General features: G+C 73.3%; 23 protein-coding genes. 9 read left to right on the forward strand and 14 right to left on the reverse strand.

All coding sequences use genetic code 11. From position 1 onward, the window contains the following. Window positions 1–31 precede the first annotated feature (31 nt). Window positions 32–499, reverse strand: a complete 468-nt coding sequence (locus CUT44_RS20275; protein ID WP_233221514.1) for a hypothetical protein — start codon at window positions 497–499, stop codon at window positions 32–34. Window positions 500–597: 98 nt separating this feature from the next. On the opposite strand from CUT44_RS20275, the gene CUT44_RS20280 reads away from it, so the two are divergent. Further along, window positions 598–1,566, forward strand: a complete 969-nt coding sequence (locus tag CUT44_RS20280) for a diacylglycerol/lipid kinase family protein (RefSeq protein ID WP_100203315.1) — start codon at window positions 598–600, stop codon at window positions 1,564–1,566. A 319-nt stretch (window positions 1,567–1,885) separates the two neighbouring features. Beyond that, on the forward strand, window positions 1,886–2,143 hold the full coding sequence (locus CUT44_RS20285) for a WhiB family transcriptional regulator (protein WP_028427873.1): 258 nt from the start codon (window positions 1,886–1,888) through the stop codon (window positions 2,141–2,143). Between the two features lie 150 nt (window positions 2,144–2,293). On the opposite strand, the gene CUT44_RS20290 is transcribed toward CUT44_RS20285, so the two are convergent. The 6 genes from CUT44_RS20290 to CUT44_RS20315 all read right to left on the reverse strand — a co-directional run bounded on the left by CUT44_RS20290 (window position 2,294) and on the right by CUT44_RS20315 (window position 10,642). Further along, window positions 2,294–3,811 carry a PAS domain-containing sensor histidine kinase gene (locus tag CUT44_RS20290; RefSeq protein WP_100203316.1) on the reverse strand — a complete coding sequence of 506 codons (1,518 nt, stop codon included), beginning with the start codon at window positions 3,809–3,811 and terminating at the stop codon, window positions 2,294–2,296. A gap of 720 nt (window positions 3,812–4,531) precedes the next feature. Beyond that, the gene (locus CUT44_RS20295; protein ID WP_233221527.1) at window positions 4,532–5,554 is read right to left on the reverse strand and encodes an SIS domain-containing protein; all 1,023 of its coding nucleotides are present in this window, start codon (window positions 5,552–5,554) and stop codon (window positions 4,532–4,534) included. A 153-nt stretch (window positions 5,555–5,707) separates the two neighbouring features. Continuing rightward, complete coding sequence (locus CUT44_RS20300) at window positions 5,708–7,267, reverse strand: glycoside hydrolase family 3 protein (RefSeq protein WP_100203318.1); 1,560 nt, start codon at window positions 7,265–7,267, stop codon at window positions 5,708–5,710. Between the two features lie 9 nt (window positions 7,268–7,276). Further along, complete coding sequence (locus CUT44_RS20305) at window positions 7,277–8,089, reverse strand: carbohydrate ABC transporter permease (protein WP_233221528.1); 813 nt, start codon at window positions 8,087–8,089, stop codon at window positions 7,277–7,279. 131 nt (window positions 8,090–8,220) lie between these two features. Next, window positions 8,221–9,258: a carbohydrate ABC transporter permease gene (locus CUT44_RS20310; RefSeq protein WP_199185774.1), complete on the reverse strand. Its 1,038-nt coding sequence runs from the start codon at window positions 9,256–9,258 to the stop codon at window positions 8,221–8,223. Between the two features lie 106 nt (window positions 9,259–9,364). Beyond that, complete coding sequence (locus tag CUT44_RS20315) at window positions 9,365–10,642, reverse strand: extracellular solute-binding protein (protein WP_100203319.1); 1,278 nt, start codon at window positions 10,640–10,642, stop codon at window positions 9,365–9,367. A gap of 358 nt (window positions 10,643–11,000) precedes the next feature. On the opposite strand from CUT44_RS20315, the gene CUT44_RS20320 reads away from it, so the two are divergent. The 4 genes from CUT44_RS20320 (at window position 11,001) to CUT44_RS20335 (ending at window position 14,560) form a co-directional block, all read left to right on the forward strand. Next, window positions 11,001–11,807, forward strand: a complete 807-nt coding sequence (locus tag CUT44_RS20320; RefSeq protein WP_233221515.1) for a GntR family transcriptional regulator — start codon at window positions 11,001–11,003, stop codon at window positions 11,805–11,807. 192 nt (window positions 11,808–11,999) lie between these two features. Continuing rightward, the gene (locus tag CUT44_RS20325; protein WP_100203320.1) at window positions 12,000–12,293 is read left to right on the forward strand and encodes a DUF3311 domain-containing protein; all 294 of its coding nucleotides are present in this window, start codon (window positions 12,000–12,002) and stop codon (window positions 12,291–12,293) included. After that, a complete protein-coding gene (gene mctP / locus CUT44_RS20330) occupies window positions 12,290–13,906 on the forward strand; it encodes a monocarboxylate uptake permease MctP (RefSeq protein ID WP_100203321.1) in 1,617 nt (538 codons plus the stop codon). The genes CUT44_RS20325 and mctP overlap by 4 nt, the downstream gene beginning before the upstream one ends. A gap of 81 nt (window positions 13,907–13,987) precedes the next feature. Beyond that, window positions 13,988–14,560 carry a GNAT family N-acetyltransferase gene (locus tag CUT44_RS20335; RefSeq protein ID WP_100203440.1) on the forward strand — a complete coding sequence of 191 codons (573 nt, stop codon included), beginning with the start codon at window positions 13,988–13,990 and terminating at the stop codon, window positions 14,558–14,560. A gap of 133 nt (window positions 14,561–14,693) precedes the next feature. On the opposite strand, the gene def is transcribed toward CUT44_RS20335, so the two are convergent. The 6 genes from def to CUT44_RS20365 form a co-directional block, all read right to left on the reverse strand. After that, complete coding sequence (def, locus tag CUT44_RS20340) at window positions 14,694–15,326, reverse strand: peptide deformylase (RefSeq protein ID WP_100203322.1); 633 nt, start codon at window positions 15,324–15,326, stop codon at window positions 14,694–14,696. Window positions 15,327–15,423: 97 nt separating this feature from the next. Beyond that, the gene (locus tag CUT44_RS20345) at window positions 15,424–16,446 is read right to left on the reverse strand and encodes a tetratricopeptide repeat protein (RefSeq protein WP_100203323.1); all 1,023 of its coding nucleotides are present in this window, start codon (window positions 16,444–16,446) and stop codon (window positions 15,424–15,426) included. A 398-nt stretch (window positions 16,447–16,844) separates the two neighbouring features. Next, entirely contained in the window at window positions 16,845–17,198 is a 354-nt protein-coding gene (rsrA, locus tag CUT44_RS20350) for a mycothiol system anti-sigma-R factor (RefSeq protein WP_100203324.1), read from the reverse strand. Then, a complete protein-coding gene (locus CUT44_RS20355; RefSeq protein WP_199185782.1) occupies window positions 17,195–17,872 on the reverse strand; it encodes a sigma-70 family RNA polymerase sigma factor in 678 nt (225 codons plus the stop codon). The genes rsrA and CUT44_RS20355 overlap by 4 nt, the downstream gene beginning before the upstream one ends. 265 nt (window positions 17,873–18,137) lie before the next feature. Continuing rightward, the gene (locus CUT44_RS20360; RefSeq protein WP_100203441.1) at window positions 18,138–18,782 is read right to left on the reverse strand and encodes an alpha/beta hydrolase family protein; all 645 of its coding nucleotides are present in this window, start codon (window positions 18,780–18,782) and stop codon (window positions 18,138–18,140) included. Window positions 18,783–18,870: 88 nt separating this feature from the next. Next, on the reverse strand, window positions 18,871–19,695 hold the full coding sequence (locus CUT44_RS20365) for an SOS response-associated peptidase (protein WP_100203326.1): 825 nt from the start codon (window positions 19,693–19,695) through the stop codon (window positions 18,871–18,873). Between the two features lie 169 nt (window positions 19,696–19,864). Here CUT44_RS20365 and CUT44_RS20370 point away from each other — a divergent pair, with 169 nt between their 5' ends. The 3 genes from CUT44_RS20370 to rsgA all read left to right on the forward strand — a co-directional run bounded on the left by CUT44_RS20370 (window position 19,865) and on the right by rsgA (window position 23,097). Next, window positions 19,865–20,578, forward strand: coding sequence for a M50 family metallopeptidase (locus CUT44_RS20370; protein ID WP_100203327.1), 714 nt, complete (start codon window positions 19,865–19,867; stop codon window positions 20,576–20,578). A gap of 122 nt (window positions 20,579–20,700) precedes the next feature. Then, complete coding sequence (gene aroA / locus CUT44_RS20375) at window positions 20,701–22,053, forward strand: 3-phosphoshikimate 1-carboxyvinyltransferase (RefSeq protein ID WP_100203328.1); 1,353 nt, start codon at window positions 20,701–20,703, stop codon at window positions 22,051–22,053. 12 nt (window positions 22,054–22,065) lie between these two features. Beyond that, window positions 22,066–23,097: a ribosome small subunit-dependent GTPase A gene (gene rsgA / locus CUT44_RS20380; RefSeq protein ID WP_100203329.1), complete on the forward strand. Its 1,032-nt coding sequence runs from the start codon at window positions 22,066–22,068 to the stop codon at window positions 23,095–23,097. 60 nt (window positions 23,098–23,157) lie between these two features. Here the strand turns inward: rsgA and CUT44_RS20385 are convergent, their stop codons facing one another. Beyond that, on the reverse strand, window positions 23,158–23,796 hold the full coding sequence (locus CUT44_RS20385; protein WP_233221517.1) for a TetR/AcrR family transcriptional regulator: 639 nt from the start codon (window positions 23,794–23,796) through the stop codon (window positions 23,158–23,160). Between the last annotated feature and the right edge of the window lie 63 nt (window positions 23,797–23,859).

The following is a 23,859-nucleotide window of genomic DNA, read 5'->3' on the forward strand; positions in this document are numbered from 1 at the left end:
ATCCCGCTGGGGATCCGCGCCGCGGACCCGCTCAGGCGTCCCGGGGCTCGCGCGGCCCGATGCCCAGTGCCTCGGTGGCCGTCGGATTGACGACGCAGCCGAGCACGGTCAGCGCGGTCAGTGAGACGAGGGTGCCCAGAACGAGCCACACCCCGCCGTTCTGGGCCATCTGCCAGCCCGCCGGGACGGCCATGAGCTGCACGATCATCGCCGGCCCGCGGCTCCACCGGCGCCGCAGCCACAGCCCCCGGGCCGCGGCCAGCGGCAGTACGGCCAGCGCCAGCACGGTCACGGCCCCGGTGACGGCCTGGACGGTGTCGTCCGCGTGCCGGCCGGCCAGCAGCAGGACCAGCATGGTGACGCCCAGACCCGCGACCACCACTCCCTGCAGCGCCACCAACGCGGCCGCGACGGTGATCCGGGCCGGCCGGGAGGTCCGGAGGCCACCGGGGGTGCCGGAGGCACTGGAAGGGCCTGGGGAGGATGCGTCCGTGCTCACCCCGCCAGGGTAGCCGGGCGGCCCGGACCCGGGCCGGGCAAGGTTCCGGCCGGTCCGGATTTGGGCCGTCCCACCGGCGGCTGGGTACGCTGCACCCCATGCGCGCACTTCTCGTGGTAAACCCGGCGGCCACCACCACCAGTGCGCGGACCAGGGACGTGCTCATCCACGCCCTGGCCAGTGACCTCAAGCTGGAGGCCGTCACCACCGAGTACCGGGGGCACGCGCACGACCTCGGCCGGCAGGCGGTCCAGCGCGGGGAGATCGAGCTGGTCATCGTGCTCGGCGGGGACGGCACGGTCAACGAGGTCGTCAACGGACTGCTGCACGCCGGTCCCGCCCCCGACGCCCTGCCCCGGCTCGCGGTCGTGCCCGGCGGCTCGACCAACGTCTTCGCCCGCGCGCTCGGGCTGCCCAACGACGCCGTGGAGGCAACGGGCGCACTGCTGGACGCGCTCCACGCGGGCAGCGAGCGCACGGTGGGCCTGGGCCTGGCGGCCGGGACACCGGGGACGGAGGACGCGGAGGTACCCGCCCGCTGGTTCACCTTCTGCGCGGGGTTCGGCTTCGACGCGGGCGTGGTGGGCCGGGTGGAGCAGAAGCGGGAGCGCGGCAGGCGCTCGACGCACGCGCTCTACATACGCCAGGTGGTGCGGCAGTTCCTGGGGGACCCGCACCGCCGACGCGGAACGATCACTCTCCGGCGGCCGGACGAGAAGCCGGTCGACGGACTGGCGCTGTCCATCGTCTGCAACACCGCGCCCTGGACCTATCTGGGCAGCAAGCCGGTGTACGCGGCTCCCCGGGCGTCCTTCGACACCGCCCTCGACGTGCTGGGACTGACCCGGCTGACGCCTCCCGCGGTGACCCGCTACGGCGCCCAGCTGCTGACCTCCACCCCCGAGCGCGGCCCGCACGGCAGGCACGCGGTCTCCCTGCACGATCTCACCGACTTCACCTTGGATTCGCAGGTTCCCCTGCCGTTTCAGATGGACGGTGACCATCTGGGGCTGCGTACGAGCGTCACGTTCACAGGCGTACGCCGTGCACTGCGTGTGATTGTGTAAGTGGATGTGGTGAAAGTCCTTCCAGTCGAACGTTTAGGCCATGCTCCACCCCATGGAAGTACGGCTGTGACCTAGTCGACACCAAGGAATCAAAAAAAACTTTCCGGAAGGGGTTGTATCCGCCGCCGAGGTTTGCGAGTCTCTTCGTGGCGATCGGGACGGTCGACGCCGACCCCCTTGAGAGCCCCGAATCCACCTCCCCATTCCCTCTGGGACACGACCCGGTAAATCCGGGCGCTGACCCTTCCCTTGTGGGGGGATTCGTGAAAGCGTTCACATTCACAAGCCATTACCGCCAAGCGTAGGAGATGGAGCAGCCATGGACTGGCGTCACAACGCCGTTTGCCGCGAGGAAGACCCCGAGCTCTTCTTCCCCATCGGCAACACCGGTCCTGCGCTGCTGCAGATCGAGGAAGCCAAGGCCGTCTGCCGCCGCTGCCCCGTCATGGAGCAGTGCCTGCAGTGGGCGCTGGAGTCCGGCCAGGACTCCGGTGTCTGGGGTGGCCTCAGCGAGGACGAGCGGCGCGCGATGAAGCGCCGCGCCGCCCGTAACCGGGCGCGCAAGGCCACCGCCTGACGCCCACGCCGCCACCTCTGCTGCCCCCGAACCGCAGCGCGCAGTGCCCAGTGCGCACCGCAGAGACGATGTCGAACCCCGGACCGCCGCGGTCCGGGGTTCGACGTCTGTCCGGGCCGCTCCCCCGGTCCGCACCGGTCCCCGGCGCCGCTAACGGCGCTCCCGTCCCACGGGGATGTCCAGAACCACCCGGGTGCCTCCCCCGGGCGCCGGAAGCATGTCGAAGGCGCCGCCCAACTCCCCCTCCACCAGGGTCCGCACGATCTGCAGGCCCAGGTTCCCCCCGGCCCGGACGTCGAAGCCCCCGGGCAGACCGCGGCCGTCGTCCTGCACCGTGACCAGCAGCCGCCCCTCCTCGCGCCGCTCTCCCGCACGCGCCGGCCGGTCGTTCCGGTCGCCGCGGACGGCGTTCACCTCCACCGTGCCCCGCTCCCCCGGCCGGAAGCCGTGCTCCAGGGCGTTCTGCAGCACCTCGGTGAGCGCCATGGACAGCGGGGTGGCCACCTCCGCGACCAGGATGCCGAAGCGGCCCGTGCGGCGCCCGGTGACCATGCCCGGGGAGATCTCGGCGACCATCGCCAGCAACCGGTCCACGATCTCGTCGAACTCCACGCGCTCGTCCAGGGTCTGGGAGAGCGTCTCGTGCACGATGGCGATCGAGCCCACCCGGCGGACGGCCTCCTCCAGTGCCTCCCGGGCGTTGCCCCCGTTGCCCGTGCCGATCCGCCGCGCCTGGAGGCGCAGCAGGGCGGCGACGGTCTGGAGGTTGTTCTTCACCCGGTGGTGGATCTCCCGGATGGTGGCGTCCTTGGTGATCAGCTCCCGCTCCCGGCGACGGAGTTCGGTGACGTCGCGCAGCAGGATGAGCGAACCGATCCGGTCGCCCTTCGGTTTCAGCGGGATGGCCCGCAACTGGACCACGCAGCCGTTGCCCTCGATCTCGGTCTCGCGCGGCGCCCAGCCGCTGGCGATTCTGGCCAGGGACTCGTCCACCGGGCCGCGGGAGGGGGCCAGTTCGGCGGTGGTCCGCCCCAGGTGCAGCCCGACCAGGTCGGCGGCCAGGCCGAGCCGGTGGTAGGCGGACAGCGCGTTGGGGCTGGCGTACTGCACGACGCCCTCCGCGTCGAGCCGGATCAGCCCGTCGCCCACCCGCGGGGAGGCGTCCATGTCCACCTGCTGGTCGGGGAAGGGAAACGATCCGGCGGCGATCATCTGCGCGAGGTCCGAGGCGCTCTGCAGATAGGTCAGCTCCAGCCGGCTCGGTGTCCGCACCGTCAGCAGGTTGGTGTTGCGCGCGATGACACCGAGGACGCGCCCCTCGCGGCGCACGGGGATGGACTCCACCCGCACCGGCACCTCCTCGCGCCACTCGGGATCGCCCTCGCGGACGATCCGGCCCTCGTCGAGCGCGGCGTCCAGCAGCGGCCGGCGGCCGCGCGGCACCAGATGGCCGACCATGTCGTCCTGGTAGGAGGTGGGCCCGGTGTTGGGGCGCATCTGCGCGACGGAGACATAGCGCGTCCCGTCCCGGGTGGGGACCCACAGCACGAGATCGGCGAAGGAGAGGTCGGACAGCAACTGCCACTCGGAGACCAGCAGGTGCAGCCACTCCAGATCGGAGTCGGTCAGGGCGGTGTGCTGGTGGACGAGGTCGTTCATGGAGGGCACGCCGCCGAGCCTAACCGGCGGACGGCCCGGGTGTTTCCGCGGCCTCGCCGCCCGCGCCCGACCGCGCTCGCGTGCGCCCCTCGGCGCTCATGTGCGCAAGAAGTGACGGCAGTCGCTCCTGACATGCCGTCGATGCGTTCAAGGCATGGACACGGGGCGGGGGGTGGCCCCAGAATGGAACGGCAGACTTCTGTCCTCCCCGCACAGGAGGGCGGAACGGGACCGGGCGCTCTCTGCCCTGACTGCGCCGGGTCCTCGATGCTCCGGGCTGCGGTGCCGGACGGGTTGAGGGTCCCGTCCCGGCGCCGCGGCCCGCGGGTGTTCCCCGAGGGCTCCGAAGGTCCACCCCGAAGCTCTCCGCCGGGTCCGCCGCCGTCACCACCGAGCCGTCGCCGTGCCATCGCCGCTCCGGCCGGACCCGTATCGCCACCTCGGCCACCGCCACCGGCTCCTCGCCTCCGGCGCGCGAAGGGCCGGGACACGTGCTGGAGCACGGCCCCGGGGAACCGGGCGAGCTGCCCGGCACGTCTACGGGAGGCGAACGCGCGGACGTTCTCCCGGCGCATCCTGCGGAGCCCCTCGGTCACCCCGGCCGAGCGTGCGGTGAAGGGCTTCCCGAAGGCCGGGGCGCTCCCGCAGGACCAGGGGCAGGCGGGCTCCGGACCCCGTCCGGACGAGGTCCGGAGCCGGGTACGGACGGGGCCGTGCGGGCCGGGGCGGTCAGCGGGTCTCGGTGACCTTCGCCAGGGCGCGGGGGGCGTCCGGATCCTGGCCGCGGGCGATGGTCACCTCGTAGGCCAGCAGTTGCAGCGGCAGGATCTCCAGGACGGGCTGGAGCTCCTCGGGCAGCTCACCGGTCGGCAGGACGAAGCCCGCCGAGGCCCGGGCGACCTCCGCCCCGGGCCCCACGACGACGAGGTCGGCGCCGCGGTCCCGCAGCCGGTCGAGGACGGGCCGCAGGGCCTCGCCGCCCTTCCCCTCGGGAACGACGGCGATCACCGGGGAGACGTTGTCGACCATCGCCAGCGGACCGTGCAGCAGATCGGCACCGGAGTAGGCCAGGGCCGGGATGTAGCTGGTCTCCATCAGCTTCAGGGCCGCCTCCCGGGCGGTCGGGTAGCCGTAGCCCCGGGAGGTGAGGACCATGCGCTCGGCGAAGCGGTAGCGGGCGGCCAGCCGCCGCACCTCGTCCCGGCGGGCCAGCACCGTCTCGGCCAGGTCCGGCAGCACCTTGGCGGCGGTGCCGTCCCCGCCGCGCAGACCGTCCACCAGGAGGTAGAGCGCCAGCAGCTCGGCGGTGTAGGTCTTGGTCGCCGGCAGGGCCCGCTCCGGGCCGGCCAGTACGTCGATGTGGAACTCGGCGGCCGCGGCGAGCGGGGAGCCGGCGTTGTTGGTCACCGCCAGGGTGACGGCACCGGCCTCGCGGGCGGCCCGGGTGGAGGCGACCAGGTCCGGTGAACCGCCGGACTGGCTGACGGCGATCACCAGGCAGTCGGTGAGGTCCTGGCGGGCCCCGTAGGCGGTGGTGGTGGACATGGAGGTCATCCCGCAGGGCCTGCCCAGCAGGATCTCCAGCAGGTACTTGGCGTAGAGGGCGGCGTTGTCGGAGGTGCCGCGGGCGGTGAGCAGCACGAAGCGCGGGGCGCGGGCCGCGATGCGCTCGGCGGTCTCACGGATCTGCGGGGCGCCCTCGGTGAGGATCCGCCGCAGCACCGCGGGCTGCTCGGCCGTCTCGGCGGCCATGAGCCGGCCCGGCGGGCCGCCCCGCGGGGCCGGGTTCGCCGGGGTCGCCGGGTTCGCCGGATCGGCTGCCGGGTTCGTGTCGGACATGCTGGTGGTCTCCCGTCTTCCGTGGTGCCGGTGGCGGTCCGGTGCCGCTTCCGGGCGCCGGCGCCGTCAGCCGTCGGCGCCGGCGGCCCTCCGGCCGGTGATGACCTCGGCGGCGGCCCGTCCGCAGACCCGGGCGGCGCCGTGGGTCGCGATGTGGAGCGCGCCGGACGGCGACGCCTGGGGCAGTCCCATCTCGACCACGACCGTCTCCGGCCGGGCGGTGACCAGCGCACGCAGTACGTCGGCCATCCAGGGATGCCGGTGTACGTCGCGTACCACCGCGACGATCCTACGGTCGGCCGCCGCGGCCAGCACCTGCGCGGCCGGCGCGTCCGTACCCGCCGCGGCGGCCCGGTCGCGGTCCCAGGAGCCGGCCGCGGTGCCCGGGAGGAGTTCCGTCAGCTCGCCGGCGAGCCCCCAGGGGGTCTCGTCACCGACGGCGATGTTGGCGACGGGGGTGAGGGAGACGACGTACGGCGGCTCGGTCACCGGGACCCAGTCCGCCCCGCCGTCCGCCCCGCCGGTGATCCGCAGGGCGCGGCGGGCGGCGGCCAGCCCGACCCCGGGGTCGGGGGGCACGGCGCGGGTACCGGCGGCCGCCCGCGCGGTCCAGCGGGCGAGCGAGCGGACCCGGTCCGCGGCGTCGGCGAGCCGCTCCTCGGCCAGCTCCCCCTCGGTCACCGCCCTGACCAGGGCGTCGCGCAGGCGCAGCACGGTGTCCTCGTCGGCCAGTCCCCCGCCGACGCAGATGGCGTCCGCGCCCGCGGCGACGGCCAGCACGCTGCCGCGCTCGATGCCGTGGGTGGCCGCGATGGCCCGCATCTCCATGCCGTCGGTGACGATCAGCCCCTCGAAGCCGAGTCCGCCCTCGCTCGCCGGTGCGCGCAGCAGGCCGGTCAGGGCGGCCGGGCTGAGCGTGCCCGGCAGCACCGGATCGAGGGCGGGCAGCAGGATGTGCGCGCTCATCACGCACTTGCTGCCCGCGGCGATCGCCGCCCGGAAGGGAACGAGTTCGCGGGCGTGGAGCGTGGTCAGGTCGGCGTCGATGCGGGGCAGGGCGTGGTGGGAGTCGACGGCCGTGTCGCCGTGCCCGGGGAAGTGCTTGGTGCAGGCGGCGACCCCGGCGGACTGCAGCCCCGTCACCCAGGCGGCGGTGTGCCGGGCCACCAGGTCCGGCGCGGCGCCGAAGGCGCGGACGCCGATGACCGGGTTGTCGGGGTTGGAGTTGACGTCGGCCGAGGGCGCCCAGTTGAGGTTGACCCCGCACTCGGCCAGCCGCCGTCCCAGCTCACGGGCGACCGCACGGGTCAGCGCGGTGTCGTCGACGGCACCGAGGGCGAGGTTGCCGGGGAAGGACGACCCGGTGCGCGCCTCCAGCCGGGTGACGTCACCGCCCTCCTCGTCGACGGCCACCAGGACCTCGGAGCGGACCCGGCGCAGCTCCCCCGTGAGCGCGGCGAGCTGCTCGGGGGAGGCGATGTTGCGGCCGAACAGGCCCACCGAGACCAGCCCCTCGTCCAGCCGGCGCAGCAGCCAGCCGGGAGCGGTGGTGCCGGTGAAGCCCGGTTGGAGGACGGCGAGGGCGTTGCGGGTCAGGGTGTCGGTGGCGCCGGTGAGCATCGTCATGGGGCTCGGCTATCCCTTCACTGCGCCGGAGGTCAGGCCACCGACGGCGCGTCGCTGGAGGATGAGGAAGAGCAGCAGTACGGGAACGGCGAACAGCGACGAGGCCGCCATGGTGGCGCCCCAGTCGTTGCCGAAGGCGCTCTGGAACTGGGTCAGCCACAGCGGCAGGGTCTGGGCCTCGGACTCCTTGTTGAGGACCAGCACCATGGCGAACTCGTTCCAGGCGGTGATGAAACCGAAGAGCGAGGTGGCCATCAGGCCGGGGGCCAGCAGGGGGAAGACGACCCGCAGGAAGCTCTGCGCACGGCTGCAGCCGTCGATCATCGCCGCCTCCTCCAACTCCCTGGGCACCGCCGCGATGAACCCGCGCAGTGTCCAGACGGTGAAGGGGAGGACCATCACGAAGTAGATCAGCGTCAGGAACCCGATGCTGTTGAGCAGTTGGGCGTCCCGGGCGACCAGGTACATCACGATGACCATGACCTCCCAGGGGGCCAGCTGGGCCATCATCACCACGAGCACCAGGCCCTTGCGGCCCCGGAACCTCATGCGCACGATCGCGAAGCTCGCCGCCAGCGCCACGGCCAGGGCCAGCAGCACGGCGCCGAAGGTGACCATGAGGCTGTTGCGGACGTACGTCCAGAACAGCTCCACGCCGGTGGCGGTGCCGTAGTGCTCGAAGGTGGGGGCGAACAGGAAGCTGGGTGTCTCGGTGAGGACCTCCGACGCCGGCTTGAAGGACGTGGAGAACATCCAGTAGACGGGGAAGACGAAGAAGGCCGCCAGGGCGAGGGCGAGGGCGTTGAGCGAGGCCTTGCGCAGCGCCTTGCGCCGCCGGGCGCCGCCGCCTCCTCCTCGCGCCCCCCGGCCGGTTCCGCCGGCCGCGGGGCGTCCACGGGGTTCCGGGGGCTCCTGCGCGGGCGCGCCGGCCGGGCCGGCCAGGGTGGTGTGGCTCACTGCTCCTCCTCCTGCTTGAGGATCAGGCGGAAGTAGAAGGACATGGCGACCAGCAGGATGAGGATGGTCAGCACGGAGGCGGCCGCGGCGACCCCGAAGTTCATCTGGGCCATGCCCTCGATGTAGGCGAAGACCGGGAGGGTCTCCGAGCCCCGGTCGGGTCCGCCGCTGTTGAGGGCGACGATCTGGGCGAAGGCCTTGAACACCCAGATGATCTCCAGGAAGACGGTGATCAGGAAGAAGGGCTTGAGCATGGGGAAGACCACCGAGCGGAAGATCCGCCAGTTGGAGGCGCCGTCCATCCGGGCGGCCTCGTACAGTTCGCCGCTGATGGTGGTCAGTCCCGCGTAGAGGTTGAGGGCGACGAAGGGCACCGACGCCCAGACGATCATCAGGGTGACGATGGCCAGGGTGGAGAATCCCGTGTCGAACCAGTTGTGCTGCTCGTAGCCGTCGAGGCCGAGGGTGCGCAGCGCCCAGTTCACGACACCGAACTGGGTGTCGAAGAGCCACCGGAAGACGGTGGCGGACGCGACGATGGGCATCGCCCAGGCCATCACCAGGGCCAGCGAGAGCACCAGCCGCATCCTGCCGCCCAGGCTGTTGAGCAGCAGGCCGACCAGGGTGCCGAACACCATGATCAGCACCACGTTGGCCGCGGTGAAGACGAACGTCCTGGTGACGACCGTCCAGAAGAACTCGTCCGCCAGCAGTTCGGTGTAGTTGCCGAGGCCGGTCCACACCGTCTTCCGGGAGATCATCTCGGTGCGGCCGAGCTGCTGGAAGGAGAGCACCAGGTTCCGCACCAGCGGATAGCCCAGGAACACCAGGAGGGCGATGACCGCCGGAGCGGTCAGGGCGTACGGCAGCCAGCCGGACGGCACCCGCCGCCCGCCGCGCCTGCCGGAGCCGGCCGTCCCCTCCGGTGCCGGACCGCCGGCGGGCGGCAGGTGCCCGGCGCCCGGTGTGTCGCGGGTGGCGTCCGGCGGCAGTTCCCCGGCTGCGGGCGCCGCCCCCCTGGCGTACACGGTCATGGTCCACTTCCTCGCGGTCAGGGGCGCACGGCCCCACCCGGACTGACGTACTGCGTGCGGACCGGGGCGCCCGGCGGCGGTTCCGCGGGGCGCCCCTGGAGCGTTGTCAGCTCTTGTTGATCCGCTCGGTGATCACCTCGTCGGCCTCCTCGCCGGCCTTGGCCGGCTCCGTCCCCTTGAGCACCTTGGTCATGTACTCCTTGATGGGGTTGGGCTCGGTCTCGACGTTGGCCCAGCCGGGGGTGACGGGAGTGATGTGGCCGACGTCGGCGGCCTTGACCATGGCCTCGGCGAAGGAGCCGGGCTCGGGCCGCACCTGCGCGTCCGGAGTGTTGGGCAGCAGGCCGCCCTGGGTGGCCTCGGCGTACTTCTTCATCCACTTCTCGGAGGTCGCCAGTTCCAGCCACTCCTGGGCGAGCTCCTTGTTCCGGGAGCGCTCGGCCACGGCGAGGTTCGAGCCGCCGAAGAAGACCTTGCCCGGCTTGTCGGCGGTCTTGCCGGGGATCGGGAAGTAGCCGAAGTCCGCGGTGCCGCCCGCCTTCTCGATGGCCTCGATGGCTCCGGCGGCCTCCCAGCCCAGGCCGATCCAGGAGGCGACGCCGCCCTTGGGCACGACGTCGGTGGACTGCTGCGGGTTCGCCTCGTCGGTGTCCTCGGGCGCCGTGGAGAAGGACTGGAGCTCCTTGTAGAAGGAGACCGCCGCCTCACCCTCGGGGGTGGCGAGGGCACCCTTCCAGCGGTCGCCGTCCTCGACGGCGAAGTCGCCGCCCTCGTCCCACAGGAAGCCGGCGAGGACGTACCAGCTCTGGCCCGGCAGGTAGATCGGCTGCACGTCCTCGTCGGACTTCTGGATCTTCTCCAGGCCGGCGATCCACTCCTCACGGGTGGCCGGGGGCTTCACCCCCGCGTCCGCGTAGAGGCTCTTGTCGTAGATCACCACGCGGTTGGCCGCGTACCAGGGGGCGGCGTAGAGCTTTCCGTCCAGTTCGGCGGACGGGAGCATGCCCTTGTTCCAGGCGTCGTAGTTCAGCTCGCCCTTGAGGTCCGTCAGGTCGGCGAGACCGCCGGTGACCGCGTAGCCGGCGGTCTGGGTGTTACCCAGCTCGATGACGTCCGGCGGAGAGTCCTCGGAGAGCGCGGTGGTGATCTTCTCCTGGATCCCGTTCCACTGCTGTTCCTTGATCTCGACCGTGACGCCTTCGTGGGCGGCCTCGAACTCCTTGTTGAGTGCGGTGGCCCACTCCTCGGGCGCCGATCCGTCCATGACCCAGACGGTGACCTTCTTGCCGCCGTCCGCCGACTGGCCGTCGTCTCCGGAGCCGCAGGCGGCGGTACCGGTCATCATCGCCGCGGCGCCGATCGCCGCTACGAGCTTGCGCTTCACGTCGTTCTCCTTCGGGGTGCCAGAAATCCCCCCGCCCACCGCCCGAGATCTCCGCTCCCACCGGTGCCCGCGCCGACCTGCGACGCGTCACGGACACCGGCCTTTCGAAGTACTGCCCTTGGGGGCCGGGATGGTCTTTAATGGTGTAGACCAGTTCCCGCAGCTTGGCCTAGACCTGGTCCGGTGTCAACGGTGCACGATTCCCGGCTCCTCTTCCGTTACCGGACCGACATCTGGGCCGGGACGCCGCAGGGAGCGGGTGCCGTGCCACCATGTGAGCCGCCGGAGACGGGAGCGGGTCGCAAATGAGACCGTGACCGCTCCGGACGGGTCACGACACGAGTCGGGAAGGCGTGCGATGGAGAACGCGGGCACCCGCGCCGCGGGGGACACCGGGATCGGCGGCGGCGTCGGCAGTGGAGTCGGCGGCGGCACGGGCGGGCGCACCGCGCGCGTGCCCAAGTACTACCGCCTCAAGCGCCATCTGCTGGAGATGACCGAGACACTGCCCCCCGGCTCGCCGGTCCCCCCGGAGCGCACGCTCGCCGGCGAGTTCGACACCTCCCGCACGACCGTGCGCCAGGCACTCCAGGAACTGGTCGTCGAGGGCCGCCTGGAGCGCATCCAGGGCAAGGGCACCTTCGTCGCCAAGCCCAAGGTCGCCCAGACGCTCCAGCTCACCTCCTACACCGAGGACATGCGCGCCCAGGGCCTGGAACCCACCTCCCGGTTGCTGGACATCGGCTACGTCACCGCCGACGAGCGGCTCGCCGAACTGCTGGCGATCCCCGCCGGAGGACGCGTCCTGCGCATCGAGCGGCTGCGGCTGGCCAGCGGCGAGCCCATGGCCATCGAGACCACCCACCTCTCCCAGAAGCGCTTCCCGGCGCTGCGCCGCAGCCTGGTGAAGTACGCCTCCCTCTACACGGCCCTGGCCGAGGTCTACGACGTCCACCTCGCCGAGGCCGAGGAGACCATCGAGACCTCCCTGGCCACCCCGCGCGAGGCGGGACTGCTGGGCACCGACGTCGGACTGCCGATGCTGCTGCTCTCCCGGCACTCCCGCGACACCGGCGGCGAGCCGGTGGAGTGGGTCCGCTCGGTCTACCGGGGCGACCGCTACAAGTTCGTCGCCCGCCTGCAGCGCCCCGGCCGCGGCCGGTAGCCCCGCACGGCCCCGGCGGGCTCCCGTACGGCCCGGCGGGGCCGCCGGAGCCCGCACGACCTGACGGAGTCTCCGGCTCCGGTGGCACGAGCGTCACCCGATGGTGAACTCCCTAGTGACGCGGGCCGATTGACTGCCTTACATTTCCTCGTCGCAGTCAACGGTGATCGCCTCAGGACGGAGCCCCAAGCCATGTCCGCACCACCGGAAAACCCCCGGCCGCGCCCGGTCGTCACCCCCGCCCGGGTGGTGATCGGCCTGTGCCTGTCCGCCCCCTTCGTCGCGATGCTCTGGGTCGGCTCCTACGCCAGGGCCGAGCCGGCCGTCGCCGGAATGCCCTTCTTCTACTGGTACCAGATGCTCTGGGTGCCCCTCTCCGCCGGCCTGACGGCCCTCGCGTACGTGCTGGTGCGCCGCGAGCGGACGGCACGGCGCACCACCCCGGCGGCGGGCGGCGCACGGCGCTCGGGCGGTGAGGAGCGGTGAAGGAGGGAGTCAACGTCGTCGCACTGGTCGTCTTCGTCTTCTTCTTCGCCCTGGTGACGGTGCTGGGCTTCCTGGCCGCCCGCTGGCGCCGGGCGGCCGACGCCGAGAACCTCGACGAGTGGGGACTGGGCGGACGGAGCTTCGGCACCTGGGTCACCTGGTTCCTGCTCGGCGGCGACCTCTACACCGCCTACACCTTCGTCGCGGTCCCCGCACTGATCTACGCGGCGGGCGCGGCGGGCTTCTTCGCGGTGCCGTACACCATCCTCGTCTACCCGCTGATCTTCACCTTCCTGCCCCGGCTGTGGTCGGTCTCGCACCGCCACGGCTATGTCACCACCTCGGACTTCGTCCTGGGGCGGTACGGCTCGAAGGGCCTGTCGCTGGCCGTCGCCGTCACCGGCATCCTCGCCACGATGCCCTACATCGCGCTCCAGCTCGTGGGCATCCAGGCGGTGCTGGACGTGATGGGGATCGGCGGCGGCGAGTCGACGCACTGGTTCATCCGGGACCTGCCGATCCTGGTCGCCTTCGGTGTACTGGCCGCGTACACCTACTCGTCCGGGCTGCGTGCGCCCGCGCTGATCGCGTTCGTCAAGGACACGCTCATCTACCTGGTCATCGCGGTCGCCATCATCTACATCCCGATCAAACTCGGCGGCTTCGACGACATCTTCGCCGCCGCCGAGGCGAAGTTCGCAGCGACCGAGGCGCCGAACGACGGGGTGGTCCCGGGCGAGGCGGCCCACTGGGGCTACGCGACGCTGGCGTTCGGCTCGGCGCTGGCGCTGTTCATGTACCCGCACTCGATCACGGCGACGCTCTCCAGCGGCAGTCGCGAGGTCATCCGCCGCAACACCACCATCCTGCCGCTGTACTCGCTGATGCTGGGCCTGCTGGCGCTGCTCGGCTTCATGGCGATCGCGGCCGGGGTGCGGGTGGAGAACGGCCAGCTCGCCATCCCCCAGCTCTTCGAGAACATGTTCCCCGACTGGTTCGCCGGGGTGGCCTTCGCGGCCATCGGCATCGGCGCGCTGGTGCCGGCGGCCATCATGTCGATCGCCGCGGCCAACCTGTTCACCCGGAACATCTACAAGGACTTCCTCAAACCGGACGCGACCCCGGCCGAGGAGACCCGGGTGTCCAAGATCACCTCACTGCTGGTGAAGGTGGGCGCGCTGGTCTTCGTCCTCGGCATGGACAAGACGGTGGCCATCAACTTCCAGCTGCTGGGCGGCATCTGGATCCTGCAGACCTTCCCGGCGATCGTGGCCGGCCTGTTCACGCGGTGGTTCCACCGCTGGGCGCTGCTCGCCGGCTGGGCCGTCGGCATGATCTACGGCACGGTGGTCGCGTACAACACCTCCAGCCCCAAGCAGGAGCACTTCGCCAGCAGTTCGGACGCCATCCCGCTGATCGGGGAGATCGGCTACATCGGCCTGACCGCCTTCGTGCTCAACCTGCTGGTGACGGTCGTGATGACCGTCGTGCTGCGCGCGGTGAAGGCCCCCGAGGGCATCGACCGCACCACCGCGGACGACTACACCGCGGACGCCGGCGACCCCGGCGTCCAGCGGGAGCTGCCGCCACCCACGGTGGACGCCCGGCACTGACGCCCGCACCTCCCGCGCGCCCCGCCGACCGCGTCCCGCCGACCGAACCCGGCCGGTCCGCTGTCGGCGGGGTGCGGCATGATGGCCGCCGTGGAGACCGCGAACACCACGGACATCGTGATCAGAACGGCCCACCCCCGGGAGACGGCGGCGGTCGGGGAGCTGACGGCCGGGGCGTATCTGGCGGACGGCCTGCTGGCCTTCGGCGAGGAGGATCCCTACCTGCCCGTGCTGCGCGACGCGCGGCACCGCGCCGAGCACGCCGAACTGCTGGTGGCCGTACGGCCGTCCCGGCACGGGCCCGGCGGCGGAGAACTGCTGGGCACGGTGACCCTCGCCGAGCACGGCGGCCGGTACGCGCAGGTGGCCCGGCCGGGCGAGGGCGAGTTCCGGACCCTGGCCGTCCACCCCGCGGCGCGCGGCCGGGGGGTGGGCGGGGCGCTGGTGCGCGCGTGCGTCGAGCGGGCCCGGGCGCGCGGCCTGGAGCGGCTGGTGCTCTCCAGCGAGAGCCGGATGCACGCCGCCCACCGCCTGTACGGGCGGCTGGGATTCGTCCGCACCCCGGAGCGGGACTGGCAGCCGCTGCCGGACGTCCTGCCGGGCGTCACCCTGCTGACCTTCGCCCTGGAGACCGGGCCGGGAGCACTGCCCTGACCCCGCTTGCCGTTCCTCGCCCCCCGTTGCCCGCCGTTCCCCGGACGCCTCCGGTCACGCCGGTGGGCGGACCCTTTCAGAGGTCCGCCCACCGGCGTGACCGCCCGGAACGTCCCGGTGCCTCGGCCGCCGGTCAGTCGTTGGGCACCGTCTCGTAGCGCGGGGTGCCCTCGGCCATCTGCTTCAGCACGTCCTTGCGCTCCCGCTTGGAGAGCCGGTCGATGTAGAGGTAACCGTGCAGGTGGTCCGTCTCGTGCTGGAGGCAGCGCGCGAAGTAACCGGTGCCCCGCACCCTGATCGGCCTGCCCTGGGCGTCCTGCCCGCGTACGACGGCGTAGTCGGGGCGGGCGAGCGAGGCGTACGCGCCCGGCACCGACAGACAGCCCTCGTTGGAGTCGTCCAGCACCCGGCGCTCGGCGGGCAGCTCCTCCAGCACCGGATTGCAGACGACGCCGACGTGCCGCACACCGTCGTCGTCCGGGCAGTCGTAGACGAACACCTTCAGGTCGACGCCGATCTGGTTGGCGGCCAGGCCCACACCCTCGGCCGCGCGCTGGCTGGCGAACATGTCGTCGACCAGTTCCGCCAGCCCGTCGTCGAACTCGGTGACGTCCTTGCACTCCCGGTGCAGCACCGGATTGCCGACGACGGTGATCGGACGGGCGGTGCCGCGCTCACGGTGGGTCCGCTCGCGTTCCTCGCAGTCCTCCGTGTCGACGATGAATCCCTCGTCGTCCACCCGCTGACCGGTCTCGTGCTCCGCCATCTGAGTCGTACGCCTTCCTCGGTGCTCCACCACGACCCGTACAGGGTACGGGCACGGCGGGGCACGATGTGCCCGGTACGGAGCGGCCGGACCGGCCTCAGCAGACCTCTTCCAGATCCCGCCACTCACGGGTGTCCGGACTGTCGGCGACCCAGCCGTCCAGCAGCCCGCGCACCAGCCCGGCCGGAGCCGCCAGACCGCACTCGCGCTCGGGCACCCACAGCTCGCCGGACGTCATGTGCCCCAGCGGACCCGGACGGCCGGGCACGCTGTGGTCGTGCGGATCGTGCCGGGGCGCGCCCTCGCCCTCGTCGGCGGGCATCCGGCTCTCCGAGCAGGACCGGCACAGCAGCCGCACCGACGAGGACCAGTCCTCGGCCGCGAAGCCGGCGTCCGCCGCCAGCCGCTCCAGCGCGTCCCGGTCCGCCTCGGCCGCCGCCTCCAGCAGCACCACCCAGGTCGGCACCGGGGAGGGTGCCCAGAGTTCTATCTCGTCGAAGACCGGATAGGTGTGGCCCGACGCGGTGGTCCGCTCGCCGTGCGGTACGCCGTCGTGGAGCACCACCTCGCCCCAGCGGCGCCCGGAGGAGGGCAGCGGAATGCTCTGCACCTCGATGCGGGCCGGATCCAGCCGGCGGCCCCAGACCACCTCCGCCTCGCCCTCCGGCGACAGGCGGACGGCGGCGCTGCCCAGCCGCATACCGGTCGGCGGTCCCGCCGGGCCGCCGTCGTCCCCGGCACGGGCCGCCGCCTGGTGGGAGTGCGCCGCGTCCGGTACCCGCAGCCCGTACGCCTGCCAGGCACGCCGGGCCAGCGCCCAGTCCTGCAGGGCGGTGGCCGCGATGCCGACGTTCCACCAGTCGGGTGCCCCGGCCCCCCGCTCCAGCAGCGCGACCGCGCGCAGCCCGGCAGCCCGGGCCTGCTCCCAGTCGTGCCGGAACTTGTGCAGCAGGGCGAGGTTGAACCAGGACTCCGACAGCCACGGCTCCAGGTCGGCGGCACGGGTCAGCAGCTCGCCGGCGTCCTCGTAGCGGCCGTCGCCGATGAGCGTGAACGCGCGGTCGGTGGCCAGCCGCCAGTCGGCGGAGGGCCGGTGCCGTGTCTTGCCGAAGATCCTCACGATGTTCCCGCCTGACTCCCGCCTGCTGCCCCGGCCGCCGCCGCGGCCGTTCCTTCGTCCTTCGCGTCCCTCACGTCTCCCGCGGTCACTGCCGCGGTTCCCGGTTCGCATCCAACCATGCCCAGCGGGATGCCCGCTCATTACCCGTCGGTCGTGGAGCTCGGACCGGCGCGAAGCGATCGGCGACCGCCGCCGGGCCGCATCGCGCGACGGCGCGGCGGAGCGCCCCGGCACGGAGACCGGGGCGCGGCGGGGCGGGAACGGCGGCCCGGGGGCGGGCGGAGAGGGCGGGGACGGACGGGCGGACCGCGGGGGAACGGGCCCTCGGGGCGTACCGGGCCGGGTGGGCCGGTCCCGTGGCGTCCGGCCGGGCCGTCCCCCGCGCCGTCTCCGTCCCGTCAGGCCAGGTCGGTCTCGCCCCGGCTCCGGGCGGGTGCGGCGGCCGGTCCGGCCGCCGGATCCCCGGCCTGCTCCACGGGCTGGTCCGGTACCGCCTGCCCGGTGCGGATCAGCTCGATGCGGCCCATCACCTTGGAACGGAGGTCGGTCGGTACGTCGTCATGGCCGCAACAGCGCCGGACGAGCTTCTTCACGGCCTCCTCCAGGCCGTACTTCTCCAGACACGGGGCGCACTCGTCGAAGTGCTCCGCGAACTTCACCCGGTCCCCGTCGGGCATCTCGCGGTCCAGGTACTCGTAGAGATGCTCCAGGACCTCGGCGCAGTCCGTCTCGTGCGGCTCTCCGCAACTCATGAGCCCGAGCCTTTCCGGTCGTGCGACTCGTCCGGCGCGGCGGCGTGGGCACCCGCCGGGACCAGTCCGCGCTCGCGGGCGTAGTCCTCCAGCATGCCGCGCAGTTGACGGCGACCGCGGTGCAGCCGGGACATCACCGTGCCGATGGGTGTCCCCATGATGTCCGCGATCTCCTTGTACGCAAATCCCTCGACGTCCGCGAGATAGACCGCTATCCGGAACTCCTCGGGGATGGCTTGGAGGGCCTCCTTGACGTCCGAGTCCGGCAGGTGGTCCAGCGCCTGCGCCTCGGCCGAGCGCAGCCCGGTCGACATGTGCGACTCGGCGCGGGCGAGCTGCCAGTCCTCGATCTCCTCGGCCGCGCTGCGCTGGGGTTCGCGCTGTCTCTTGCGGTACGAGTTGATGAAGGTGTTGGTCAGGATGCGGTACAGCCACGCCTTGAGGTTGGTGCCCGCACGGAACTGGTGGAAGGACGCGTACGCCTTGGCGTACGTCTCCTGCACCAGGTCCTCCGCGTCGGCGGGATTGCGCGTCATGCGCAGCGCCGCCGAGTACATCTGGTCCAGGAAGGCGAGGGCGTCCCGTTCGAAGCGTGCGTTCCGTTCGGCCTCCGTCTCCTCGGGCTGCTGCGGCTTGCTGGGCTCAGCGTCGTCGGTCCCGGCGACCGGACCCACCTCCTCCGATGCGGCTGCGGGTCCGGCTGTGGACCCGCTCGTCTCGGAGAATAGACGACGGGACTCGTCCCGCGCCGCCCGGAAAGGGGTGTCGTCGACGTGCCCGGCGAGCCTGAGCGTCGCCCAGTCGAGCTGTACCGCCGTGGTGGGGGCGCTCACGGGGCGGGACGGGCATGCGATCGAACCCATGGAGGTGGACTCCCTCTCCTCGCGCGTGTGGCTTTCCGTGTCCTGCTACAGGTGTGGAACACGGGGCGCGGGGAAGTCATTCCCTTTCCAGCCACTCCCGCACGGAGCCGGTGAGCAGCGCGAGCGCGGCCGTCTGCGCGTCCCGCGCCTCCTGCCCGGAGCCGCCGGGCCGGCCGCCCGGGGCCCGCTTCGGCACGGCGAAGCCGTGGTCCGCGCCGGGCACCTCGGTGACCCGGACGCCCGCCGGGAACTCCCCGGGCCGGCCGAAGGGATCCCGCCCGCCCTGGACGACCAGGGTGGGCACCCCGGCCCCGAGCAGTTCAGGTGCCCGGGACCGCTCCGGCCTTCCCGGGGGGTGCAGGGGAAAGGCCAGCGCGAGCACGGCACGGGCTCCCAGCTCCCCGGCGGTACGACAGGCCACGCGCGCCCCGGCGCTGCGCCCGCCGGAGACCACCGGCAGCCCGTCCCGGGCCAGGACGGGCCACACCGCCCGCCAGCCGGTGTCCAGGGTGCGGGGCGCGGGCGCGAGCGGTTTCCCCGCCACCCGCCAGGGCTGCTCCACGAGGGCCACGGTGATCCCGTGGGCGGGCAGCTCCCGGGCCAGCGCCCGCAGGTCCCGCGCCTCGACGCCGCCGCCGGCGCCGTGGCCCAGCGCCAGGACCAGTCGCGGGCGCGCCGAGCGGTGCCAGATCACCCGGGCCGTCCCGGCCGGGGTGTCCACCGCCTCCGCCGTCCCCGGCTGTTCCGCCGGCTCCGCCGGTCCCGCCGCTCCGGGCTCCCCGGCCGTCCCGCTGTCGTCGGTCACGGTCTCAGAACAGCGTCCCGGCCTCGGGGCCGTCAAGCTCCGCCAACAGCTCGGGGCCGTTGTTGCGCACATTGCTGACCTCGGTGCCCACCGGATAGGCCCGCACGGCCTCCGGCGGCGGCGGGACCAGCAGCCCGCGCACCTCGTCCGGGTCGGTGCGGGCCGGGTCCAGCCAGGCGTCCCAGCGGTCGGGGGTGAGCGCCAGCGGCATCCGCGGGTGGATGTCGGCCAGTGACCGCGGACCGTCCCCGTCTCCGTCTCCGGCGCCGGCGAACGGTTCGGTCTGCGCCTCCGTGGTAATCACCGTGCAGGTCGCCCACCAGGCCCGCGGATGGTCCTCGGGCAGCGTCCTGTCCCGCCAGAACTCGTAGAGCCCGGCCATCGCCATCACCGAGCCGTCGGCGGGCGTCACGAAGTAGGGCTGCTTGCGCGGCCGCTTGCGCTTCCCCTTCTCCTCCTCCTGCCGCTCGGCCGGCCCGGTGACCCACTCGTAGTAGCCGTCGGCGGGCAGCAGACAGCGCCGGGCGGCGAACGGACGGCGGTAGGAGGGCTTCTCGTGCACCGTCTCCGCCCGTGCGTTGATCATCTTGACGCCCACGTCCGGGGACTTCGCCCAGGACGGCACCAGGCCCCAGCGCAGCGGCCGCAGCTGCCGTACGGGCCGCCGGTCGTCGCCGTCCTTCGGCGGCCGTTCGAGCACCGCGTAGACCTGCTTGGTGGGGGCCACGTTCCAGTCGGGGGCCAGCTCCTCGGCCGGCTCCCACTTCTCCACGCCGAACAGCCCGGCCAGTTCGCCGGGGCCGCGGCTCGCCGCATACCGTCCGCACATGTCTGCCACCCTGCCACGTCCCGCCGACATCGGGGCCGGAAGGCGGCACCGCGACCGCCGGCCGCCGCCCGCGGGGTGCCGGAGCCGCCCGCGGGGTCCGCAGCGGCCGTGACACACTGCGAGGCACCGAACGGGGCCGGGGAGGGTCCGGGGGAAGGGAGCGGCCGGGATGGACGTCGACAGCATCACCGAGGTGTGGGACCGCGTCGTCGGGACGCAGCCCGACCCGGCGCTGCCGATCGTCGTGGCCGCCGGGCTCGCCGCCCTGGCCGTGGTCGCGGTCCGGAGCGTCTGGCAGGTGGCGCGGAACGCGGTGACCATCGCCCACGAGGGGGGACACGGCCTCGTGGCGCTGCTGACCGGCCGGCGGCTGGAGGGCATACGGCTGCATTCGGACACCTCCGGGCTGACCGTCTCCCGGGGGAAGCCGTCCGGCATCGGCATGGTGCTGACGGCCGCCGCCGGGTACACCGCCCCCTCGCTGCTCGGCCTGGCCGGGGCCTGGCTGCTGGCCGACGGGCGTGTCACCGCCCTGCTGTGGGGGGCCACCGCACTGCTGCTGGCGATGCTGGTGATGGTGCGGAACGCCTACGGGATGCTGACGGTCGTCGTCACCGGCGGGGCGTTCTTCCTGGTCTCCTGGTTCGCCGGGACCGAGGTGCAGTCGGCGTTCGCGTACGGGGTGGTGTGGTTCCTGCTGCTGGGCGGGGTGCGCCCGGTCTTCGAACTGCAGAGCAAACGGCGCCGGGGCGAGGCACCGGACTCCGACGCCGACCAGTTGGCACGGCTGACGCACGCGCCCGCGGCGCTGTGGCTGCTGCTCTTCCACGCCGTGGCGCTGTGCTCGCTGACCGGCGGCGGGCAGTGGCTGCTCGGCCTCTGACGGCGCGGCCGCCGGCCGCGCCGTACCGCCGTCGCCACGCCGCCGGCCGCGGCTTCCCCCGGGTGTCTCAACGCCGACCGCTCATGCCCGCCCCTCCCCGGTGAGCCACTAAAGTTGGGGCCATGACCGACAACACCTCCCTCTGGCCCGCCCCGCTCGCGCCCGGTGCCGTCGACGCGACCGTTCCCGTGCCCGGGTCCAAGTCGGTCACCAACCGCGCCCTGGTGCTCGCCGCCCTCGCCGCCGAGCCCGGCTGGGTGCGCCGCCCGCTGCGCTCCCGGGACACCCTGCTGATGGCCGGGGGGCTGCGCGCCATGGGAGTGGGCGTCGAGGAGACGCTCTCCGCCAACTCCGCCTCCGTGTCCGGCGCCCCCGGTGGCACCGGGGAGGCCTGGCGCGTCATCCCCTCCGGACTGCGCGGCCCCGCCCGGGTGGACGTGGGGAACGCGGGCACCGTGATGCGCTTCCTGCCGCCCGTCGCCGCGCTGGCCGACGGCCCGGTCCGCTTCGACGGCGACAGGCGCTCCCACGAGCGCCCGCTGCACGGGGTGATCGACGCGCTGCGCGCGCTCGGCGCCCGGATCGACGACGGCGGGCGCGGCGCCCTCCCGATGACCGTGCACGGCGGCGGCTCCCTGACCGGCGGCCGGGTGGAGATCGACGCCTCCTCGTCCTCTCAGTTCGTCAGCGCGCTGCTGCTGTCCGGCGCCCGTTTCAACCAGGGCGTCGAGGTGCGGCACACCGGTGGCGCGCTGCCGTCCCTGCCGCACATCCGGATGACGGTCGAGATGCTGCGCGCCGCGGGCGCGCAGGTGGACACCCCCGAGTCCGGGGGCGAGCCGAACGTCTGGCGGGTCACCGCCGGCGCCCTGCTCGGCCGGGACCTCGTCGTCGAGCCCGATCTGTCCAACGCCCAGCCCTTCCTCGCCGCCGCGCTGGTCACCGGCGGGCGGGTGACGATTCCCGACTGGCCCCGGCACACCACCCAGCCCGGTGACGCGCTGCGGGAGATCTTCACCGAGATGGGCGGTGTCTGCGAGCTGGACGAACGCGGACTGACCCTCACCGGCACCGGACGGGTGCGCGGCATCGACGTGGACCTGAGCGACGTGGGCGAGCTGACCCCGGGCATCGCGGCGGTCGCCGCGCTCGCCGACTCCGAGTCGCGGCTGCGGGGCGTGGCGCACCTGCGGCTGCACGAGACCGACCGGCTGGCCGCGCTCACCAAGGAGATCAACGGGCTCGGCGGCGACGTCACCGAGACGGGGGACGGCCTGGTCGTCCGGCCGCGGCCGCTGCACGGCGGTGTTTTCCACACCTACGAGGACCACCGGCTGGCCACGGCCGGCGCGGTGCTCGGCCTCGTGGTGAAGGGCGTGGAGGTGGAGGACGTCGCGACCACCGCCAAGACCCTCCCCGACTTCCCCGAGATGTGGCAGGCCATGCTGGACGGTACGGCCGGGGAGCGGATGTAGGGGCCCGCCGTCATGCGCCGCTACGGCAAGCACACCGACGAGGACGACATCCGCGTCCGCCCCGGCCGCCGGGGCAGCCGCCCGCGCACCAGCATCCGGCCCAAGCACGAGGACGCCGCCGAGGGCTTCGTCCTCACCGTCGACCGGGGCCGGCTCACCTGCCTGGTGGACGGCCGCGCGGTCACCGCGATGAAGGCCCGCGAGCTGGGCCGCAAGGGGGTGGTGGTCGGCGACCGGGTGGCACTCGTCGGCGATCTGTCGGGGCAGAAGGACACCCTGGCGCGGATCGTGCGGGTCGAGCCGCGCACCTCGGTGCTGCGGCGCACCGCCGACGACAACGACCCCTACGAGCGGGTCATCGTCGCCAACGCCGACCAGCTCGCCGTCGTCACCGCGCTGGCCGATCCCGAGCCGCGGCCCCGGATGATCGACCGCTGTCTGGTGGCCGCCTACGACGCGGGCCTGGAACCGCTGCTGGTGCTCACCAAGGCGGACCTGGCCCCGCCCGAACCGCTGCTGGAGGCGTACCGCCTGCTGGGGGTGCGCCATGTGGTGACCAGCCGCGACGAGCTGGCGGGCGGGGGTGCCGACCGGGTCCGCGAGCTGCTGCTGGGCCGTACCACCGTCTTCGTGGGCCACTCCGGGGTCGGCAAGACCACCCTGGTCAACGCGCTCGTCCCGGCCGACCGCCGGCGGGCCACCGGCCAGGTCAACGCGGTGACCGGCCGCGGCCGCCACACCACCACCTCGGCCCTGGCGCTCCCGCTGCCCGGCGCGGTGTCCTTCCCCCCGCCCTCCCGGGGGGGCTGGGTGATCGACACCCCGGGCGTACGGTCGTTCGGGCTGAACCACGTCGACCCGTCCCGGGTGATCCACGCCTTTCCCGACCTGGTACCGGGCACGGAGGGGTGCCCGCGCGCCTGCGGCCACGACGAGCCGGACTGCGCGCTGGACGACTGGGTCGCCGACGGTCACGCCGAGCCCGCCCGGCTGTACTCCCTGCGCCGGCTGCTGGCCACCCGGGAGCACCGGGAGGAGGACTGAGGCGGGCCGGCCCCGCGCCCGGCCCGGTCCGGCATCCCACCGGCCCGGCGGAGGCGTCCGTCACTCCAGCAGGGCCCGCAGCACCTGGACGACATGGACGCCCGCGGCCTCCTCGGTGGCCTCGGAGGAGCCCTCGCAGGGCGCGACGACGTAGGACAGCGCCAGCCGCAGCCCCACCTCGCAGGCGCGGCGCAGTTCGGGCCCGGAGTCGGCGGTGGTGCCGGGAGCGGACCTCCGGGCGGCGGCCAGGGCGCCGAGCGTACGGTCGCGCAGCCGTGCCACCAGCCGGTCCGCCGGTACGTCCGGCGGCGGCAGCCGGGGCTCCCAGCAGCCGGTGAGGACCGCGCGGACCAGGGGTTCGTCATGGGCCGCGCGCACCACCCGGGCGGCCGCCGCCGCACAGCCCGCCACGGGATCGGCGCTCCCCCGGGACGCCTCGGCGGCGGCGCGCGCGGTGCGCTCCAGGAAGGTCTCCACACCGTCGGCGACCAGGGCCGTCCCGAGCCCCTCCTTGGAGCCGAACTCGTTGTAGAGGGTCTGCCGGGAGACCCCGGCCGCCCGGGCGACCTCCACCATGCGGATGCGGGGCCAGGGCCGGTCGGCGAGGGCGGCGCGGGCCGCGCGCAGCAGGCACTGCCGCGCCGGCGGCCTCACCGGGGGCACCGCCGGAGGAACCGACGAGGGCATCGCTGAGGACATCCGGCCTCCCCGGACACAGCCCGGACACAGCGGGTCGCCGCACAGCATCGGCGCGGTGGCAGA

This window comes from Streptomyces carminius, assembly GCF_002794255.1.
GTDB classification, from domain to species: domain Bacteria; phylum Actinomycetota; class Actinomycetes; order Streptomycetales; family Streptomycetaceae; genus Streptomyces; species Streptomyces carminius.

Bases quoted from the DNA above. Each gene is read 5' to 3' on its own strand.
- CUT44_RS20280 (WP_100203315.1), top strand. From the start codon at position 598: ATGCGCGCACTTCTCGTGGTAAACCCGGCGGCCACCACCACCAGTGCG.
- CUT44_RS20285 (WP_028427873.1), top strand. From the start codon at position 1,886: ATGGACTGGCGTCACAACGCCGTTTGCCGCGAGGAAGACCCCGAGCTC.
- CUT44_RS20295 (WP_233221527.1), bottom strand. From the start codon at position 5,554: ATGGCCGCCGAGACGGCCGAGCAGCCCGCGGTGCTGCGGCGGATCCTC.
- CUT44_RS20300 (WP_100203318.1), bottom strand. From the start codon at position 7,267: ATGACGATGCTCACCGGCGCCACCGACACCCTGACCCGCAACGCCCTC.
- CUT44_RS20310 (WP_199185774.1), bottom strand. From the start codon at position 9,258: ATGACCGTGTACGCCAGGGGGGCGGCGCCCGCAGCCGGGGAACTGCCG.
- CUT44_RS20320 (WP_233221515.1), top strand. From the start codon at position 11,001: ATGGAGAACGCGGGCACCCGCGCCGCGGGGGACACCGGGATCGGCGGC.
- CUT44_RS20325 (WP_100203320.1), top strand. From the start codon at position 12,000: ATGTCCGCACCACCGGAAAACCCCCGGCCGCGCCCGGTCGTCACCCCC.
- CUT44_RS20335 (WP_100203440.1), top strand. From the start codon at position 13,988: ATGGCCGCCGTGGAGACCGCGAACACCACGGACATCGTGATCAGAACG.
- def (WP_100203322.1), bottom strand. From the start codon at position 15,326: ATGGCGGAGCACGAGACCGGTCAGCGGGTGGACGACGAGGGATTCATC.
- rsrA (WP_100203324.1), bottom strand. From the start codon at position 17,198: ATGAGTTGCGGAGAGCCGCACGAGACGGACTGCGCCGAGGTCCTGGAG.
- CUT44_RS20365 (WP_100203326.1), bottom strand. From the start codon at position 19,695: ATGTGCGGACGGTATGCGGCGAGCCGCGGCCCCGGCGAACTGGCCGGG.
- CUT44_RS20370 (WP_100203327.1), top strand. From the start codon at position 19,865: ATGGACGTCGACAGCATCACCGAGGTGTGGGACCGCGTCGTCGGGACG.
- aroA (WP_100203328.1), top strand. From the start codon at position 20,701: ATGACCGACAACACCTCCCTCTGGCCCGCCCCGCTCGCGCCCGGTGCC.
- rsgA (WP_100203329.1), top strand. From the start codon at position 22,066: ATGCGCCGCTACGGCAAGCACACCGACGAGGACGACATCCGCGTCCGC.
- CUT44_RS20385 (WP_233221517.1), bottom strand. From the start codon at position 23,796: ATGTCCTCAGCGATGCCCTCGTCGGTTCCTCCGGCGGTGCCCCCGGTG.